The sequence below is a fragment of the Providencia sp. PROV261 genome (assembly GCF_028477945.1).
Taxonomy (GTDB): domain Bacteria; phylum Pseudomonadota; class Gammaproteobacteria; order Enterobacterales; family Enterobacteriaceae; genus Providencia; species Providencia stuartii.
On the sequence record NZ_JAMPMC010000040.1, the window covers coordinates 1 to 18,304 of the forward strand.

An 18,304-nucleotide genomic window follows, 5' to 3' on the forward strand; every position below is an offset into this window, starting at 1 on the left:
GGGAGAAGATAAAGTTTAATCCCTTATTTAAGGCAGCTTATTTTTTCAAATATGGGTTATTCCAATAGATAGATTAAAGAATTATTAGTAAGAAATTTATCAAAGCCCTCATCTATTTCATACCTTACCTTCCATCACTTCCCTTCTTTTCCCATTTTCTCTATTTTTGGCGGATTCCAGCCAGCATTACTAGTACTTAGTATCTTTGTCTCTGTATAGGATATAAATAAAAATTCTAATAAATATTGATGTTTATAATTGAATAGTTTTTATCATAATATAAATAGAATCATACAGTTATAACCATGCTATATATAGCAATCAAATTGTACCAAATCTAATCACTTGAAATAATTTCAATTAGTGTTGAAAGACTCGACAATGATGGCAACTTTGGTTAGATTATTTAGCATTCTAGAAGTCTAAACGTATAAATGTATAAAAGGGGAAGATGATGCCAATTCGTTTACCTGATGAGTTGCCAGCGGTAAATTTCTTACGAGAGGAGAATGTTTTTGTCATGACAACGACAAGAGCAAGCCTTCAGGAGATCCGTCCCTTGAAAGTGTTACTACTCAATTTGATGCCTAAGAAAATTGAAACTGAAAATCAATTTTTACGTTTACTGTCGAACACACCGCTACAAGTTGATATTCAGTTACTGCGAATTGATCAGCGTGAATCTAAAAATACGCCTGCGGAACATCTGAATACCTTTTATTGTGACTTTGAGGATATCCAAGACCAGAATTTTGATGGATTGATTGTGACTGGTGCTCCTTTAGGTTTAGTGGAGTTTTGTGATGTTGCTTATTGGCAGCAAATAGAAAAAGTGATTCATTGGGCGAAAGATCATGTGACCTCGACTCTATTTGTTTGCTGGGCGGTGCAGGCTGCATTGAAAGTGCTTTATGATTTACCTAAATGGACACGGGAAGAAAAGCTATCTGGTATTTATCAGCATGATACGCTTGAGCCTTTTGCCCTATTAACCCGAGGATTTGATGGATCTTTTTATGCGCCTCATTCACGCTATGCTGACTTCCCTGAATCATTGATCCGCAAACATACGGATTTGGATATATTAGCTAGTTCACAAGAAGCAGGGGCTTATCTATTTGCATCTAAAGATAAGCGATTAGTTTTTGTTACAGGTCATCCAGAATACGATGCGGATACCCTCGCTCAAGAATATTGGCGCGATGTTGATGCTGGAATTTCGCCAAATATCCCCTGTAATTATTTTAGGGAAAATAATCCGGAAAAGGATCCCATTATTACTTGGCGTAGTCATGGGCACCTACTTTTCTCAAATTGGTTAAATTATTATGTGTATCAGATCACACCTTTCGATCTTAGTCATATGCAGCCGACGTTAGATTAAAAAACCACCTATCTACTGCCAGATACGCTTATAACAACGTATTCGCCTAGTGTAATGATAAATTACAGCGATTTCATTTAAGTTGAATCTTAATTAAAGAATTTAAGCAGCCCTGATGAGGCTGCTTTTTTTGTTTTTTATTAAATGATTGTTATTTTTACAACACATTGATTTAACTTAACTTTAACATCTTTTGTTGTGAAAAGGGAACCTGTAATCATAATTGTAATCTTGTTAATTTTATTATATATCAATATGTTGTGTTTAAATTAAAATAAAATGGAAACTGTTTTTGATTTATTTTTATTTTGAGTTAGTCTTAATTTATCGGCAGATATGAGAGAGGATCGACCAATGGATCAGCAATTATCAGCATCAACATTAACATTTACTAAGAGTTTTAATCAGCAAGATAGCAAGGTGCTAACGACTGAAGCTATCGCGTTTCTTTCTGATCTGGCAGAAAAGTTTTCCGCTAAAAGAGATGTGCTATTGAAAGAAAGGCAAGTTAGACAACAGAAAATAGATTCTGGCATGTTGCCTGATTTCATTTCAGAAAGTGATTCCATTAAAAAGGCTGATTGGAAAATTCAAAATATCCCTGAGGATTTGCGTGATCGCCGAGTTGAGATCACTGGCCCTGTAGAGCGTAAGATGGTGATCAATGCGCTTAATGCCAATGTTAAAGTTTTTATGGCTGATTTTGAAGATTCACTCTCCCCTTCATGGGATAAATTGATCGATGGGCAAATTAATTTAAGAGATGCGGTTCGAGGCGATATTTCGTATACCAACGAAAATGGAAAGGTTTACCAATTAAAATCTAACCCTGCTGTATTAATCGCGCGTGTTCGTGGTCTGCATTTAGATGAAAAGCATGTTTTGCTCGATGGTAAACCAATCCCCGGAGGGTTATTCGATTTTGCGCTCTACTTTTTTCATAACTATGAAGCGCTACTAGCAAAAGGAAGTGGCCCTTACTTCTATATACCCAAACTTGAGTCTTGGCAGGAAGCTCAATGGTGGAGTGATGTATTTAGTATGGCCGAAGACTCTGTTGGTTTACCTCGAGGAACGATTAAGGCCACCGTACTTATCGAAACACTGCCAGCTGTTTTTCAGATGGATGAAATCTTGTATCACATGCGCCAGCATATCGTTGGTCTAAATTGTGGCCGTTGGGATTATATTTTCAGTTATATCAAAACATTAAAAGAGCACGCAGATAGGGTATTACCTGATCGCCAAGTCGTGACCATGACACAACCTTTTTTAAGTGCTTATTCTCGGTTGCTGATTAAAACTTGCCACCGTCGAGGGGCTTTTGCAATGGGGGGGATGTCTGCCTTTATTCCAAGTAAAGATGCACAAGAGAATAAAGCTATTTTAGAGAAGGTTAAAGCTGATAAGGAATTAGAAGCCCGTAATGGTCATGATGGCTCATGGGTTGCACACCCTGGGTTAGCAGACACCGTCATGGCGGTTTTTAACCAAGCACTGGGCGAACACCAAAACCAATTACACGTATCGCGCGATTCAGACGAAGAAATTACCGCTCAGCAGCTATTGCAGCCTTGTGATGGCGAAAGGACGGAAGCGGGTATGCGAGCGAATATCCGAGTTGCAGTTCAATATATTGAAGCATGGATATCTGGAAATGGTTGTGTACCGATATATGGCTTAATGGAGGATGCTGCAACGGCAGAAATTTCTCGTACCTCTATTTGGCAATGGATCCGCCATGGTAAGTCGCTTTCAAATGGTGAAAAAGTCACAAAAGCCCTCTTTGAAGAAATGTTAGATGAAGAATTACAAGTCATTCAAAAAGAGCTTGGTGATCAGAAGTTCCAAAGTGGTCGTTTCCGTGAGGCCGCTGACTTGATGCGAAGAATAACAACGCAAGATGAACTCATTGAGTTTTTAACAATACCTGGTTACCAATTTATTAATTAAACACGATTAAAGCCGTTCCGATAGGCCCTACTTAAATTATAAGGAATACGAACATGACGATATCACGCGCAGAGCAGATTGCCCAATTAGAGAATGAGTGGAAAAAAGCACGTTGGGAAGGGATCACTCGCCCTTATAGTGCTGAAGAAGTGGTGAAGCTGCGTGGTTCAGTTAACCCAGAACATACTCTAGCGACCAGAGGGGCACAAAGGTTATGGGATCAACTCCATGGCCATTCTAAAAAAGGTTATGTGAATGCCTTAGGTGCCTTAACGGGGGGACAAGCATTACAGCAAGCCAAAGCGGGAATTGAAGCTATTTATCTTTCTGGCTGGCAAGTGGCAGCGGATGCGAACACGGCATCAAGTATGTACCCTGACCAATCGTTATACCCGGTCGATTCGGTTCCTTCGGTCGTGAAAAAGATAAACAACACGTTCCGTCGGGCGGATCAAATTCAATGGGCTAATGGGATTGGGCCAGAAAATAAGGAATACATTGATTTCTTCCTCCCTATCGTTGCTGATGCTGAAGCGGGATTTGGTGGGGTGCTAAATGCCTTTGAACTAATGAAAGGTATGATTGAAGCGGGAGCTGCTGCCGTACATTTTGAAGATCAGCTCGCGGCGGTTAAAAAATGTGGTCATATGGGTGGAAAGGTACTAGTACCAACCCAAGAGGCGATACAAAAGTTAGTTGCGGCTCGTTTAGCAGCGGATGTGTCGGGAGTACCAACGATTTTAATCGCGAGAACGGATGCAGACGCCGCCGATCTTTTAACGTCGGATTGCGACCCGTATGATGCCGAATTTATTACAGGGGAAAGAACCAACGAAGGCTTTTTCCGTACTAAAGCGGGCATTGAGCAAGCCATTAGCCGTGGGCTCGCTTACGCGCCATATGCTGATTTGGTCTGGTGTGAAACATCAAAACCTGATTTAGAGGCGGCTCGCCAATTTGCCGAGGCGATCCACGCGAAATACCCGGGTAAATTACTGGCTTATAATTGCTCACCTTCCTTTAACTGGAAGAGAAACTTGGACGATGCGACGATTGCTCGCTTCCAAGATGAGCTTTCAGCGATGGGTTACCGCTTCCAGTTTATCACATTGGCGGGTATTCATAGCATGTGGTTTAACATGTTTGATTTAGCTCATGCGTATGCACAAGGTGAAGGTATGAAGCACTACGTAGAGAAAGTTCAGGAGCGTGAGTTTGCTGCGATTGATAAGGGTTATACCTTCTCTTCGCATCAGCAGGAGGTGGGAACGGGTTATTTTGATAAGGTAACGACTGTGATCCAAGGTGGAACATCGTCAGTCACTGCGCTGACAGGTTCGACGGAAGAAGAGCAGTTTTAACCAGAAATTTCTTTCATTAAGCCGCGCATATTTTTCTTTTGTTCATATGTATCTGTTTTTTGTTTTACCGGCACTTTCGAGTGCCGTTTTTTGTCAGGAGCTACTATGACACTATCGACTGAACAGATAATTTCTCAAACCATTTTACAAGGTTTTGATGCTCAGTATGGTCGTTTTTTAGAGATTACATCAGGTGCACAGGAACGATTTGAACGGGCAGATTGGCATGCTATTCAAGATGCGATGAAACAAAGAATACAGTTGTATGACCACCATGTAGGGTTAGTCGTGGCTCAGTTACAATTTATGGGTTTGGTTCAGTCATTAACGCCAGAAATGCTTTCGAATATTAAACGGGTATACACGGCATTGTTACCGCATTACCCGCGTTTTGAGATTGCAGAAAGTTTTTTTAATTCGGTGTATTGTCGTTTGTTCCAGCATCGGGAACTGACGCAAGACAACTTATTTATTTTTACCTCTCAGCCAGCTCGGCGTTTTAGTGACCTGCCTAGGCCATTAGCTCGAGAATATCCGGTTAAAGACAGTTTGTTTAATGTACTGGAAGAAGTGCTAAGTGCATTGCCGCTACGTTTGCAGTGGCGCTCTTTAAGTTGGGATGTGCAATGTATTGTTGAGAGCCTAATAGAACGATTCCCTAATATTCGCAATGAAACGGTTACTTTCCAGATTGCGAATGAATTGTTTTATAGAAATAAGGCAGCGTGGCTGGTGGGAAAATTGGTCATTAATAATGAAGTTCACCCCTTTTTATTACCTATTCATCATGACGCTGACCACAAAATTTATGTTGATACCTGTTTAACGGGGTTTGATGAAGCCAGCATCGTCTTTGGTTTTGCTCGCTCTTATTTTATGGTTTATGCCCCATTTCCAGCCGCATTGGTTTTTTGGTTACGGGAAATTTTACCGAGTAAATCTATTGCTGAACTGTATATGGCAATTGGCTGCCAAAAACATGGAAAGACGGAGTACTATCGTGAATATCTGGCTTTTATTAATTTTTCTCGAGAACAGTTCACGATAGCGCCTGGTGTGAAGGGAATGGTAATGTTGGTATTCACTTCGCCTTCTTTTGATCGCGTATTTAAATTGATTAAAGATGAGTTTGCTCCACAAAAAGAGGTCACGAGGGAACGTGTACAGGAGTGCTATCGGCTTGTTAAAGAACACGATAGGGTTGGGCGAATGGCGGATACCCAAGAATTTGAAAACTTTATTATTGAAAAGCGTTATATCAGTGATGAACTGATGGCGGAATTACTTAAGGAAGCCCCTTCCCTGATAGAAGATTTAGGCGACAAAATATTGATCCGTCATTTGTATATGGAACGGAAGATGACGCCATTAAATATTTATATGGATGAGGCTGACGAAGCGCAATTACATCATGTGATTGATGAGTATGGTCAGGCGATAAAACAGCTAGCGGCAGCAAATATTTTTCCAGGCGATATGTTATTTAAAAATTTTGGTGTGACACGTCATGGCCGCGTTGTTTTTTATGACTATGATGAAATTTGCTATATGACCGAAGTAAATTTTAGGAAGATCCCTGAACCTATGTACCCAGAGCAAGAACTTTCGGGGGAGCCTTGGTACAGCGTGGGAGAGCAGGATGTTTTTCCAGAGGAGTTTGCGTTATTTTTATGCCAAGACCCTAAAATACGCGGTTATTTACAGAAGCGGCATGCCAACTTATTTACGGCAGAATATTGGCAAGGCTTACAAAATAGGATCCGCAGCGGCTATATCGAGGACGTCTATGCTTATCGAGAAGATTTGCGCTTTAGTTTACGTTTTGGACAGGAGCCAATGCAGCGACTTAGTGGCTGAGTTAAGCAAATAGAGCCACAGTATTGGGATACTCTGGCTCATATTGATATATCAAATTTAATTATTGCTGAGCGCCTTTAATCGCTTCTTCTGCCAATTGAGTGATTCGTTGATAATCACCGGCTTCAAGGGCATCTTCTGGCACTAACCATGAACCACCGATACATAATACACTTTTCAAGGCGAGGTAATCGCGGTAGTTAGCTGGCGATATTCCACCCGTTGGACAAAATTTAACTTGTGAGAAGGGGCCGGCAATTGCCTTTAATGCTTTTACACCGCCATTGGCTTCGGCAGGGAAGAATTTAAACTCTTTTAAGCCATAATTCATACCGAGCATTAATTCTGAAACGGTTGATATACCTGGAATTAGAGGGATACAACCTTTTGTTGCTGCACTGAGTAACTCTTCGGTAAGACCTGGGCTAATAGCGAATTGGGCGCCAGCCTCAGTGACGGCAGTGAGTTGTTGAGCATTAATCACAGTGCCTGCTCCGATCATCGCCTCGGGCACTTCATTGGCAATAAGACGAATTGCATCAATGGCACACTCAGTACGCAGTGTCACTTCAAGTACTCTAATTCCCCCTTTTACCAGTGCTTTTGCGAGAGGAACCGCCTGTTCAAGTTTATTGATCACAATGACGGGAACGACAGGGCCTGCATTGAGTACATCTGCAGCAGCTAATTTCCAATTATGCATAATCTTTTCCTATTCACTGAAGGAGTTAAAAATCGAGACTACAAGCCCCTTCTTCGGCACCCGAGAAGTGGTTTCTTAATGCACTAAAGAGCTCTCGACCACAGCCTGAACGTTGGGCACTTAAATCTGGTTGATAAGCCTGACGAGCGGCGAGTGTTGGTTCATCGACTCGCAGAGTCAATTCACCCGTTACACCATTCACACGAATGATATCGCCATTTTCCACCTTAGCCAGTAAACCGCCATTATGTGCTTCCGGGGTGACATGGATGGCCGAAGGAACCTTACCTGATGCGCCGGATAATCGACCGTCTGTTACTAGTGCAACTTTATAACCTCTATCCATAAGAACCCCTAATGGAGGCATGAGTTTATGGAGTTCAGGCATACCATTTGCAGATGGGCCTTGGAAACGGACAACAATGACGCAATCACGATCTAATTCCCCAGACTCAAACAGCGGCAAAATATCGTGTTGGTTATTGAAGACGACAGCAGGAGCTTCAATGATTTGATTCGCTTCCGGTATTGCGGAGGTTTTCATGACGGCGCGTCCTAAATTCCCCGATAAAACTTTTGTACCACCATGATGGGAAAATGGCTGATTAATATCTGCGATGACGTTCAAGTCAAAGGAGGTATCGGGGCCGTCACGCCACGCTAAATGACCGTTGTCTAGCCAAGGTTCCATGGTATAGCGCGAGAGGCCATCACCAGCAACAGTATGAACGTCGTGATGGAGTAATCCTTTGGATAAGAGCTGGCGGATAAGGAGAGGTACTCCGCCTGCGGCTTGAAATTGATTTATATCTGCTTGACCATTGGGGTAAATGCGGCAGATTAATGGGATCACTGCTGATAGCTCAGAGAAATCATCCCAATTAATGATGATCCCTGCTGCTCGTGCAATAGCCACTAGGTGCATAGTTAAATTAGTTGAACCGCCAGTTGCAAGTAAGGCGATAATACCATTCACAATGACCTTTTCGTCAATTAATTGGCCTATTGGCAGGTAATTACCTGATTGTTCGGTTAAACGAGTAATTTGGCGTGCTGCTGCCTCGGTTAAGGCGTCGCGTAAAGGGGTATCCGGCTGAACAAAAGAGGCCCCCGGTAAATGTAGCCCCATAACCTCCATGACCATTTGGTTAGAGTTTGCGGTACCGTAAAAGGTACAGGTGCCAATACCATGATAAGAGGCAGCTTCAGCTTCTAATAGCGCGTTTCTATCTACTTTGCCTTCGACATATAGCTGGCGGATGCGGACTTTTTCTTTATTCGGTAACCCTGTTGCCATTGGACCGGCAGGAACAAAAATAGCGGGAAGGTGACCAAAGGACAAGGCACCAATCATGAGACCGGGCACAATTTTATCGCAGATCCCAAGGTATAACGCGCCGTCAAACATATTATGTGAAAGGCCAATTGCGGTAGACATTGCAATCACATCACGGCTTAGCAGAGACAATTCCATGCCATCTTGCCCTTGAGTTACACCATCACACATTGCAGGCACGCCAGCGGCAACTTGTCCAATAGCACCCGATTCGAGTAACGCTTTTTTCAGACGCTCAGGGTAATTGTCATAGGGGCGGTGAGCTGACAGCATATCATTATAAGAGTTAATGATCGCAATATCAGAGCGTGTCATGCTTTTGAGGATCTCTTTATCTTCAGGTTGGCAGGCTGCAAATCCATGAGCGAGGTTACCACAAGCAAGTTCTGCACGATGAACGGTTGTACTACGTGCTTGCTCAATTTTGTGTAGGTAATGCTCTCTTGTTTTTTTTGAGCGAGCGATAATACGTTTGGTGATCCGCATTATTTCAGGATGAACGGAGGAATAACCGTTCTCTATCTTATTGGAATTGCTCATAATTACTAACCTCATCACAGAGACTTTTTATCTACCAACACGCATTTATCAAATAAGGGCGCTGAAGAGACTTTATTTGTTTAGCGGTATGTTACCGGTAACATTGTTAATTGAAATGCATAGAGTTGCAATGGATCGTGGACAGATTTCGAAGTATCTGTGATCTGAATCAAGATTGCTTGACTTGTTGATTGAGGGAAAATTGTGCTGTTTTCGATTAATAGGCTGAATTTTGTGAATGATTTGTGGTCTAGTAATAGGCTTACACATTGATTGAGAAAGAAGGTCTATAGTCGGGGATTCATGCTAAAACGGTTTATTGCAGTGGCATTACTGTTCACATCGTCTTTAACATATGCAGAGACGGTATTGGAATCAGGCTCGCTATCAATACTCAATGATATTCAGCAACGTACAAAAGGACTGAATGAAGAGCAGCGGGTTAAAGTGATAACGGAAACATTGCTAGGCACGCCTTATAACAGTCACACGTTGAACGCTTCTTTTTCGGCGAAAGAAACGTTGGTTATAAATTTAAAATCAATGGATTGCATGACTTTTATTGAATATACAGAAGCATTTAAAAGATCAGAGAATTATGATGATTTTATTCATAATCTAAAAAATATCCGTTATACGCAAGATAATATCTCCTATGTGAATCGACGGCATTTTTTCACCGATTGGTTGTATCAAAACGACGGTATGGTGTTTGATATCACCCAAACCATCAGCCCTAACGCAGTTCAGGTGTATAAAAATCTTAATTTAAAAAGTCATGGGCAGCGCTTTATTCAAGGTCTACCGGTAACGAAACGCGTAGTCAGCTATATACCGACAGAGTATATCGATGAGGCTGTGTTGGATGCGCTACAGACAGGGGATTATATTGGGATTTATGCTAATCGGGCTGGGCTAGATGTAAGTCACGTTGGGATTGCTATTCGTCAGGGCGGTAAAATTTATTTTAGAAATGCTTCCTCATTAAAACTTAATTTGCAAGTTATGGATATAGAGTTAATGCGCTATTTGCGTGGTAAGGCTGGGATCATTGTCGTCAGATCCACAGTAGACTCATCGACCGGATATTAGGGGATTACTTCAAGTTCTGATATCGCCATTAGTTAAATTTACAGCTTTAAATATATCTTTATGGAGCTGACTGTATTCAATTTGAATTGGATTTAATTTAATATTTAATTCATAAATTATGATCTACCTCATATTATGGATTGTTGTTACTCATTTTTCAGGAATTCTAAATATTGTTTAAAGTGTCTAACTATTTCTAGAGTTATTTAAAGTGTAAATAGTTATTAAAATATTAAGTATAAATAATTAACTATAAAACTAATTGTAGGCGTGATAAAAATAAAAAAATGATTAAAAAGCAATGAATTGCTTTTTTAAAAAAGGAATAAATTTGTTTAATAAAATGAATGATAACTATTAACTATCAATATGTTAAATTTTGATTGCTGATAACTATTTTTAAAGAGGGGGGGAAATTCTATAATAGTTGGGCTAATAAAATAATATTATTTCCTTTTCTAGGAGAGGGATATGGCGATAAAAAAAAGAGAAGATGTGTATGCTTTATTAGGTCACCATTTGCGTCAAGCAAGAATGAAAAGAGGATTATCTGGTCACGAATTAGCAAATATTATTAATTTAAGTCAGCAACAAATCTCGCGTTATGAGCGTGGCGTAAATAAATTGAGTTTAGATAAACTTATTGAAATTATTGTATTTTTAGATATCGATGTTAAAGATATTGTGAGGATTATTACGACAGAAGTTGAACATGAGAAGCGAACTTTCTATACATCAATAGAATAGGAAATTTATTTGAGATTAGGAGGTCTGACGAGATTCTCTAATTTATTAGAGGAATTTTTAGGCTGTTCTGATAAAGACTAAAACTTTGTTAATAATTTTAATCTAATATAGTCAATGTGACTAGTTATCAACGCGTAATATGTGTTCGAGCACCTCTATGGGTAACTGGTATTAAATTATCGGTTACCCACTCAAACTGTAAAATATACTAATATAATTGGTGAATATATCACTCAAGGTATGCTTATTTACCTTAGTCATCCATGACTCTTTCGTTATACATCGGATAAATAATCGCGATTGAAGGTCAACTTATATCTGAACTATCAAGACTAGATAAATAAACATGTGGTTTATACTTAATAAAGTATTCCGATTGATTATTTTTTATCAGATTAATTATAAATTATTCTAAAATTAATCATCTATCATATCAATTTTTGATAATTTGATTTTAAAGAAACCAGACCGTTTTCGTATTTTTACCCTTTTATTAGGTTTTGGTTTTAACTATTAACCAAATAAAGGCTATATTTGATTAAAGTAAAATAGTAACTAGATTGATAATGGTAACCTAAACCAATGAATTAAACTTATGCTAAATTCTTTTGAAACAAATTAGAGATAAAATAATCAACCCATTTAAGGTAAGGATGCCGTGCAGGCTATAAAGCATTTTCCGTGTATATGATAGCCTGAATCGAACGGTTAAAATGCTCAAAATAACGGTTACGCATTTTGGCTTAAGCATGGGTAAAAAAGGTATTTCAATCGTTTTTTTTAATATGGATAATGCCCTATTTTTCTTGGCGATTTAGCTTAGATAATCGTCTATTTTTATTTTGTGTATTCTTTGTAAACAAATAAATAGGTAGAATGCCTGTCAATTTAACATAGGGGCTATAAGGACAGATTGAATGATCCGTTATTTATTAATTCTAATGGTTTTTATTATTTCAGGTTGTTCAACGCTGTCACCACGGCAGGGATACTATGTTGATAATCGCTATCCGTCACGCAATACGAGTGAAAGAGTCCAATATGTGGTTTTGCACTATACGGTGTCTGATGACAATCAATCAATCTATCTGCTCACTAAAGGTAATGTGAGCTCCCATTATCTGATCCCAAGTACTCCCTCACAGGAAAATAATAAGCCCGTGGTATTACAGCTAGTGCCGGAATCGCTAAAGGCATGGCATGCTGGTGATAGCCATTGGCTAAATAGCAGTAATTTGAATGATACTTCAATTGGTATTGAAATTGTGAATTCAGGTTTTTCCACGGATCAGAATGGCCGTAAAATATGGGCTCCTTTTAATCAGTCGCAAATTTTAGCTTTAATCCCGTTAGTGAAAGATATTATGCAGCGCTATAATATCCCTGCGCAAAATATCATCGGGCATAGTGATATTGCGCCATTACGCAAAGAGGACCCCGGTAGAGCCTTTCCATGGGAAGAATTGGCGAAACAAGGCATTGGCGCATGGCCTGATGCTGCGACAGTAAAAGGTTATTTGTCGAATAGAGGGAAAGACGAGCCGAGTAATGTGCTATTGTTGCAGAAGGCGCTAAGGTTTTATGGCTATGCGGAAATTCCGCTATCAGGGGAGCTGGATGGGCAGACGCAACGGATCATTAGCGCATTCCAAATGCATTTCCGCCCACGGAACATTGATGGAAAAGCCGATGCTGAAACTGAGGCAATTGCGTTAGCGCTTATTGAAAAGTACCGTGATATGCCACGTTTCTTATCTACAAATTCATTTACGCATCCACAGGTTCAGCATATAACTAATTAATAACCTTATTTTTATAGGTTAGCGGATCGCGCCATATTCACGACTGATCTCTTTGGCGGCTTTGATCACCATAGCGCCGAGTTCAGTCACCCGATCGTCGGTGATCCGTGAAAGTGGCCCTGAAATAGAGATGGCAGCAAATGCCTCTTTGTGTTCATCATAAATACATGCGCCAATGCACCTGAGTCCTAAAGCGTGCTCCTCATCATCATAAGAGAACCCTTGCTTTTTCGCTTGTTGCAGGTTTTCTTTAAGGGCAGATGGCGTCGTTAAAGTATAAGGTGTATAGGCGTGAAGCCCTTTTTTACTCAATAGTGGAATGAGTTGTTCTTCCGGTAAGTTGGCGATAAATGCTTTACCTGCACCGGAAGCATGCAGAGGAAGTTTCCCACCGATAGGGGCAGACATGCGCATTAAAGCATTACATTGCACTTGGTCGACAATGACTGCGTCGAATTCACTATGGTCAAGAATAGCAAGGTTGACGGTCTCACCGGACTCTTCCATTAAACGACGTAAAATAGGGTGAACTAAGGCCAGTAGGTTACGACTTTCAAGGAAGCTGCTCCCAATAATAAACGCATTAGAAGCAATCACCCATAAGCCGAGATCGCCAGTCTGACGGACAAAACCGTGTTGTTCGAGTGTCATGAGCAAACGGTGGGTTGTGGAGTTAGGTAGACCCGCTTGTAGAGCAAGGTCGGTCAACGCAATCCCTCCCGTTGATTCAGAAATATATTCCAAAAGGGTTAGCCCACGACTTAATGACTGGACTTGACCTGCCGCAGGTGCTCCACTTGCCGGCCCCTTTGCCTTTTTTATTTTTTTACTGATTGATGCAGTCGCCATTAAGTCTCTCCTGACTGGAATGAATTTTTGTTTCTATTATGGATGATTTCACCTCAAAATACTCATCGGATCAGTGAAAAATTAGATCTTATGCAACCTGAGAAACTCTCATCATGAGGTGGAATTCTCAACGTAAAAATTATGATAGGATGAATGTGGCACTAATTTAACTTATGACTTTGGTTGTTGTTTTTTAGGAGGCAGGGAAAGTGGTTTATAAAATCAGTATGTTAGAACAAGAATTACAAAAAAGGATCTTAGTACTGGATGGCGCAATGGGGACGATGATCCAGCGCCATAAGCTAACCGAAGAACAATTCCGTGGTGAACGCTTTGCGGATTGGCCTTGTGACCTCAAAGGAAACAACGACCTCCTTGTTTTGACTCAGCCTGAAATTATCCGCGATATTCATGATCAATACTTTGCGGTTGGGGCAGATATTGTTGAGACAAACACATTTAACTCAACAACGATTGCGATGGCAGACTACAAAATGGAATCGTTGTCTGCCGAAATAAATGAAGCCGCTGCACGTATCGCCCGTGAATGTGCCGATGAGTGGACACGTAAAACACCGGAACAGCCACGCTATGTTGCTGGTGTGTTGGGACCGACTAACCGCACAGCCTCGATCTCCCCTGATGTTAACGACCCCGCATTTCGGAATATCAATTTTGATCAATTAGTTGAAGCCTATCGTGAATCAACGCGCGCCTTGATCAAAGGGGGTGTCGATCTGATCATGATCGAAACAATTTTTGATACGTTAAATGCAAAAGCGGCGATCTTTGCGGTTGAAACAGAATTTGAAGCCTTGGGAGTGACTCTGCCGGTTATGATTTCAGGGACGATCACCGACGCGTCTGGGCGTACCCTATCGGGGCAAACTACCGAAGCTTTCTATAACTCATTGCGTCATGCTAGACCTTTATCCTTTGGTCTCAACTGTGCTTTAGGGCCAAATGAATTGCGCCAATATGTGTCTGAACTATCGCGTATTGCGGAGTGCTATGTCAGTGCACACCCTAACGCAGGCTTACCCAATGCTTTTGGCGAATATGATCTCGATGCACAAAATATGGCGGAACAAATTCGTGAATGGGCACAAGCAGGCTTTTTGAATATTGTCGGGGGATGTTGTGGTACGACACCGTTGCACATCAAAAAAATTGTTGAAGCCGTTAAAGGAATTGCGCCGCGCGCCTTACCAAAGTTACCTGTAGAGTGCCGTTTATCAGGGCTAGAACCACTTAATATTGGCAAAGACTCGTTATTTGTTAACGTCGGCGAACGTACGAATGTGACGGGCTCGGCGAAGTTTAAACGTCTCATTAAGGAAGGAAACTACCAAGAGGCATTAGATATTGCTCGCCAGCAAGTGGAAAACGGCGCACAGATTATCGATATCAACATGGATGAAGGGATGTTGGATTCGGAAGCGGCGATGGTGCGTTTTCTTAATTTAATTGCTGGCGAACCTGATATTGCCCGTGTTCCCATTATGATCGACTCTTCAAAATGGGATGTTATCGAAAAAGGGCTGAAATGCATTCAAGGCAAAGGCATTGTGAACTCAATTTCGATGAAGGAGGGGGAAAGTGCCTTTATCGAACATGCCAAATTGGTGCGTAAATATGGTGCCGCAGTCATTGTGATGGCATTTGATGAGGTAGGCCAAGCTGATACCCGCGAACGAAAAATCGAAATTTGTCGTCGTGCCTATCACGTATTGACTGACACGGTCGGTTTCCCTCCAGAAGATATTATTTTTGATCCAAATATTTTTGCCGTCGCGACAGGTATTGAAGAACATAATAACTATGCTGTCGATTTTATTGAAGTTTGTCAGGATATTAAGCAGCAGCTTCCACATGCGATGATCTCTGGTGGTGTCTCTAACGTGTCGTTTTCATTCAGAGGCAATGATCCCGTTCGTGAAGCGATCCATGCTGTGTTCCTCTATTATGCTATCCGTAATGGCATGGATATGGGGATCGTCAATGCGGGGCAGTTAGCTATCTATGATGATCTGCCTAAAGAGTTAAAAGATGCGGTCGAAGATGTGATCTTAAACCGCCGTGAGGATAGCACTGAACGCCTGTTGGAATTAGCGGAAAAATATCGTGCATCAGGCAGTGAGGAGCAGCAAGTTCAACAGGCTGAATGGCGCTCTTGGGCTGTCGAAAAGCGTTTAGAATATGCGTTAGTTAAAGGGATCACCGAATTTATCATCCCAGATACGGAGGAGGCGCGCCAACTCGCAGCAAGCCCTATTGAAGTGATTGAAGGGCCATTGATGAATGGGATGAATGTCGTGGGTGACTTGTTTGGTGAAGGGAAAATGTTTTTACCACAGGTTGTTAAATCCGCTCGAGTGATGAAACAAGCAGTTGCCTACTTAGAACCTTATATTCAGGCACTTAAACAATCAGGTAGCAGCGCGGGTAAAATTTTATTAGCGACCGTTAAAGGTGATGTTCACGATATAGGTAAAAATATTGTCGGCGTCGTTTTACAGTGTAATAACTATGAGATTGTTGACTTGGGCGTGATGGTACCTTGTGAAACCATCTTAAAAACAGCCCGTGAGCAGAATGTTGATGTTATTGGCCTTTCTGGGTTAATTACGCCTTCGTTGGATGAGATGGTCCATGTGGCTAAAGAGATGGAGCGCCAAGGCTTTACAATCCCTTTGATGATTGGGGGAGCGACAACATCAAAAGCTCACACGGCAGTAAAAATAGAACCCAATTACAGCCACTCAGTGACATATGTACAAAATGCATCGCGCACTGTAGGCGTGGTTTCCGCGCTACTTTCCGCAACACAAAAAGCGGAGTTCGTTGCTCGAACTCGCCGTGAATATGAAATCGTTCGTGAGCAACATGGACGTAAAAAACCCAAAACCCCGCCAGTCTCCCTTGAAGTTGCTCGCGCTAACTCAGTGAAAATTGATTGGCAAAATTACCAGCCACCTGTGCCACGTTTCCTTGGTGTGAAAGAGGTCAAAGCATCGATTGAGACATTACGTCATTATATTGATTGGACGCCTTTCTTTATGACATGGTCGCTCGCGGGGAAATATCCACGCATCCTAGAAGATGAGGTGGTCGGTGAAGAGGCGCGTAAATTACTAAAAGACGCGAACAACATGCTAGATCAACTCGCGAAGGATAATGCCCTGACGCCAAGAGGCATATTTGGTCTATTTCCTGCAAACAGTGTAGGGGATGATATTGAAATATATCGTTCCTCGGCTCGTGATAGTGCAGATGTTATCGCTCTCAACCTACGTCAACAAACAGAGAAGAAAGAGTTTCCTAACTACTGTTTATCTGACTTTGTCGCCCCTAAAGCCAGTGGAAAAGCGGATTATATTGGTGCTTTTGCGGTTACGGGGGGGTTAGAAGAAGATGCCCTTGCAGATGGATATGAACAGCAACATGATGACTATAATAAAATTATGTTGAAGGCGTTAGCTGATAGGCTTGCGGAGGCATTTGCGGAATACTTGCACCAGCAGGTGAGAAAAGAGTATTGGGGTTATGCCCCTGACGAGGATTTGCCGAATGATGAGCTGATCCGTGAAAAATATCAGGGGATCCGACCGGCGCCGGGGTATCCAGCTTGCCCTGAACATACCGAAAAAGCCAAAATTTGGCAGTTATTAGATGTGGAAAATCAAATCGGTATGCAATTAACCAGTTCTTATGCAATGTGGCCTGGAGCGTCGGTTTCAGGTTGGTATTTCAGCCACCCTGAAAGTAAATATTTTGCCGTCGCTCAGGTGCAGCGGGATCAGGTCGAGGACTATGCAAAACGTAAGGGAATGTCAGTCAGTGAACTTGAAAGATGGCTCGCACCAAATTTAGGCTATGACCCAGAGGATTGAATTTCCGGAGGATCGGCACCATCTTATCAGTAAGACACTTAAAGAGGCTGAACGATGAGCTACGAATTTATTATTGAAGATAGGCTGCCGAACACGGCAGTTTATCCTTATAAAATCCAAAACAGTGCGGCACCTGAGACATTTTTCATGAGTGAAGATCTGGTGAGCGCCATGATGAGTATTTTGCAAATCATGGATAAGCTTGATACCGATGAGATGTTAGATGACCACTGTTTCAATCAAATTTGGCTAAAAAGTGAATTGACACCGGCTCGTGCGGAGGAGATTTATCTTTATTTAGAAGATGCACAAATGGTTGAGCCTGTTCCTTCACAAGAAGAAATTGACGCATTCCACCAAGCACAACGCGATGAAGATAAATTATTATCGAAAGAAAGCCCGAAAGAGGGAATGATCCCTGTGCATAAGTTTGCCACCAATGACGGTTGGTTGGTCACCATGAAAGAGTGTGGTTGGATAGCTGAAGTTTTCTCCCCTGAATTAATCGGGGAAAACCAATTTGTTGTGTCACAAATAGCGAACCTATGTAAGGTCAGCCATGAAATGCTGGAATCCATGCTAGTGGAATGGGGGAAATTTAATTTATTCGCAAGCAAACATGGCGGTTATCGAGTCAACTAATCCCCTTTAGGTGGTGAACGGTTTTTCACCACCTAAAATATGCCTAAATATTCTATTATTCGTTGCTGATTTTAGGAGCTGAACGCTTATGCTTTTCCATGAGGAGTGTTATGTTATAAGCATAATGCTGGCGAATGGATTGATT

Annotated in this window: 12 protein-coding genes; 9 read left to right on the forward strand and 3 right to left on the reverse strand. The window is 41.4% G+C overall.

Annotated elements, in window-relative coordinates; all coding sequences use genetic code 11:
• The first annotated feature begins 454 nt into the window (after nucleotides 1-454).
• From metA to aceK, 4 genes are all read left to right on the forward strand, one after another.
• Entirely contained in the window at nucleotides 455-1,384 is a 930-nt protein-coding gene (gene metA, locus PR675_RS18095; protein ID WP_014656942.1) for a homoserine O-acetyltransferase MetA, read from the forward strand.
• A gap of 354 nt (nucleotides 1,385-1,738) precedes the next feature.
• Complete coding sequence (gene aceB, locus PR675_RS18100) at nucleotides 1,739-3,337, forward strand: malate synthase A (RefSeq protein WP_014656941.1); 1,599 nt, start codon at nucleotides 1,739-1,741, stop codon at nucleotides 3,335-3,337.
• Nucleotides 3,338-3,390: 53 nt separating this feature from the next.
• Nucleotides 3,391-4,698 (forward strand): isocitrate lyase, encoded by a 1,308-nt coding sequence (aceA, locus tag PR675_RS18105; RefSeq protein WP_004925881.1) that lies wholly within the window; start codon nucleotides 3,391-3,393, stop codon nucleotides 4,696-4,698.
• A 105-nt stretch (nucleotides 4,699-4,803) separates the two neighbouring features.
• Nucleotides 4,804-6,555 carry a bifunctional isocitrate dehydrogenase kinase/phosphatase gene (gene aceK / locus PR675_RS18110; protein WP_004925884.1) on the forward strand — a complete coding sequence of 584 codons (1,752 nt, stop codon included), beginning with the start codon at nucleotides 4,804-4,806 and terminating at the stop codon, nucleotides 6,553-6,555.
• A gap of 61 nt (nucleotides 6,556-6,616) precedes the next feature.
• Here the strand turns inward: aceK and PR675_RS18115 are convergent, their stop codons facing one another.
• On the reverse strand, nucleotides 6,617-7,258 hold the full coding sequence (locus tag PR675_RS18115) for a bifunctional 4-hydroxy-2-oxoglutarate aldolase/2-dehydro-3-deoxy-phosphogluconate aldolase (RefSeq protein ID WP_004925885.1): 642 nt from the start codon (nucleotides 7,256-7,258) through the stop codon (nucleotides 6,617-6,619).
• A gap of 25 nt (nucleotides 7,259-7,283) precedes the next feature.
• Complete coding sequence (gene edd, locus PR675_RS18120; RefSeq protein WP_400494682.1) at nucleotides 7,284-9,080, reverse strand: phosphogluconate dehydratase; 1,797 nt, start codon at nucleotides 9,078-9,080, stop codon at nucleotides 7,284-7,286.
• Between the two features lie 357 nt (nucleotides 9,081-9,437).
• On the opposite strand from edd, the gene PR675_RS18125 reads away from it, so the two are divergent.
• The 3 genes from PR675_RS18125 to PR675_RS18135 all read left to right on the forward strand — a co-directional run bounded on the left by PR675_RS18125 (nucleotide 9,438) and on the right by PR675_RS18135 (nucleotide 12,775).
• Entirely contained in the window at nucleotides 9,438-10,226 is a 789-nt protein-coding gene (locus tag PR675_RS18125) for an N-acetylmuramoyl-L-alanine amidase-like domain-containing protein (RefSeq protein WP_004925887.1), read from the forward strand.
• A gap of 471 nt (nucleotides 10,227-10,697) precedes the next feature.
• Nucleotides 10,698-10,973, forward strand: a complete 276-nt coding sequence (locus PR675_RS18130) for a helix-turn-helix domain-containing protein (RefSeq protein WP_004925889.1) — start codon at nucleotides 10,698-10,700, stop codon at nucleotides 10,971-10,973.
• A 917-nt stretch (nucleotides 10,974-11,890) separates the two neighbouring features.
• Nucleotides 11,891-12,775, forward strand: a complete 885-nt coding sequence (locus PR675_RS18135) for an N-acetylmuramoyl-L-alanine amidase (protein ID WP_036942107.1) — start codon at nucleotides 11,891-11,893, stop codon at nucleotides 12,773-12,775.
• A gap of 18 nt (nucleotides 12,776-12,793) precedes the next feature.
• Here the strand turns inward: PR675_RS18135 and iclR are convergent, their stop codons facing one another.
• Nucleotides 12,794-13,624 carry a glyoxylate bypass operon transcriptional repressor IclR gene (gene iclR / locus PR675_RS18140; RefSeq protein ID WP_004925895.1) on the reverse strand — a complete coding sequence of 277 codons (831 nt, stop codon included), beginning with the start codon at nucleotides 13,622-13,624 and terminating at the stop codon, nucleotides 12,794-12,796.
• A 227-nt stretch (nucleotides 13,625-13,851) separates the two neighbouring features.
• Between iclR and metH the strand changes: the two genes are divergently transcribed.
• Together metH and PR675_RS18150 are read left to right on the forward strand one after the other, a co-directional pair.
• Nucleotides 13,852-17,517 carry a methionine synthase gene (metH, locus tag PR675_RS18145; RefSeq protein ID WP_060560933.1) on the forward strand — a complete coding sequence of 1,222 codons (3,666 nt, stop codon included), beginning with the start codon at nucleotides 13,852-13,854 and terminating at the stop codon, nucleotides 17,515-17,517.
• Between the two features lie 54 nt (nucleotides 17,518-17,571).
• Entirely contained in the window at nucleotides 17,572-18,159 is a 588-nt protein-coding gene (locus PR675_RS18150) for a hypothetical protein (RefSeq protein ID WP_004925899.1), read from the forward strand.
• Nucleotides 18,160-18,304: the final 145 nt, after the last annotated feature.

What these genes read in the sequence shown, in the direction of transcription:
- metA (WP_014656942.1), top strand. Translation starts at nt 455, where the DNA reads ATGCCAATTCGTTTACCTGATGAGTTGCCAGCGGTAAATTTCTTACGA.
- aceB (WP_014656941.1), top strand. Translation starts at nt 1,739, where the DNA reads ATGGATCAGCAATTATCAGCATCAACATTAACATTTACTAAGAGTTTT.
- aceA (WP_004925881.1), top strand. Translation starts at nt 3,391, where the DNA reads ATGACGATATCACGCGCAGAGCAGATTGCCCAATTAGAGAATGAGTGG.
- aceK (WP_004925884.1), top strand. Translation starts at nt 4,804, where the DNA reads ATGACACTATCGACTGAACAGATAATTTCTCAAACCATTTTACAAGGT.
- PR675_RS18115 (WP_004925885.1), bottom strand. Translation starts at nt 7,258, where the DNA reads ATGCATAATTGGAAATTAGCTGCTGCAGATGTACTCAATGCAGGCCCT.
- edd (WP_400494682.1), bottom strand. Translation starts at nt 9,080, where the DNA reads ATGCGGATCACCAAACGTATTATCGCTCGCTCAAAAAAAACAAGAGAG.
- PR675_RS18125 (WP_004925887.1), top strand. Translation starts at nt 9,438, where the DNA reads ATGCTAAAACGGTTTATTGCAGTGGCATTACTGTTCACATCGTCTTTA.
- PR675_RS18130 (WP_004925889.1), top strand. Translation starts at nt 10,698, where the DNA reads ATGGCGATAAAAAAAAGAGAAGATGTGTATGCTTTATTAGGTCACCAT.
- PR675_RS18135 (WP_036942107.1), top strand. Translation starts at nt 11,891, where the DNA reads ATGATCCGTTATTTATTAATTCTAATGGTTTTTATTATTTCAGGTTGT.
- iclR (WP_004925895.1), bottom strand. Translation starts at nt 13,624, where the DNA reads ATGGCGACTGCATCAATCAGTAAAAAAATAAAAAAGGCAAAGGGGCCG.
- metH (WP_060560933.1), top strand. Translation starts at nt 13,852, where the DNA reads ATGTTAGAACAAGAATTACAAAAAAGGATCTTAGTACTGGATGGCGCA.
- PR675_RS18150 (WP_004925899.1), top strand. Translation starts at nt 17,572, where the DNA reads ATGAGCTACGAATTTATTATTGAAGATAGGCTGCCGAACACGGCAGTT.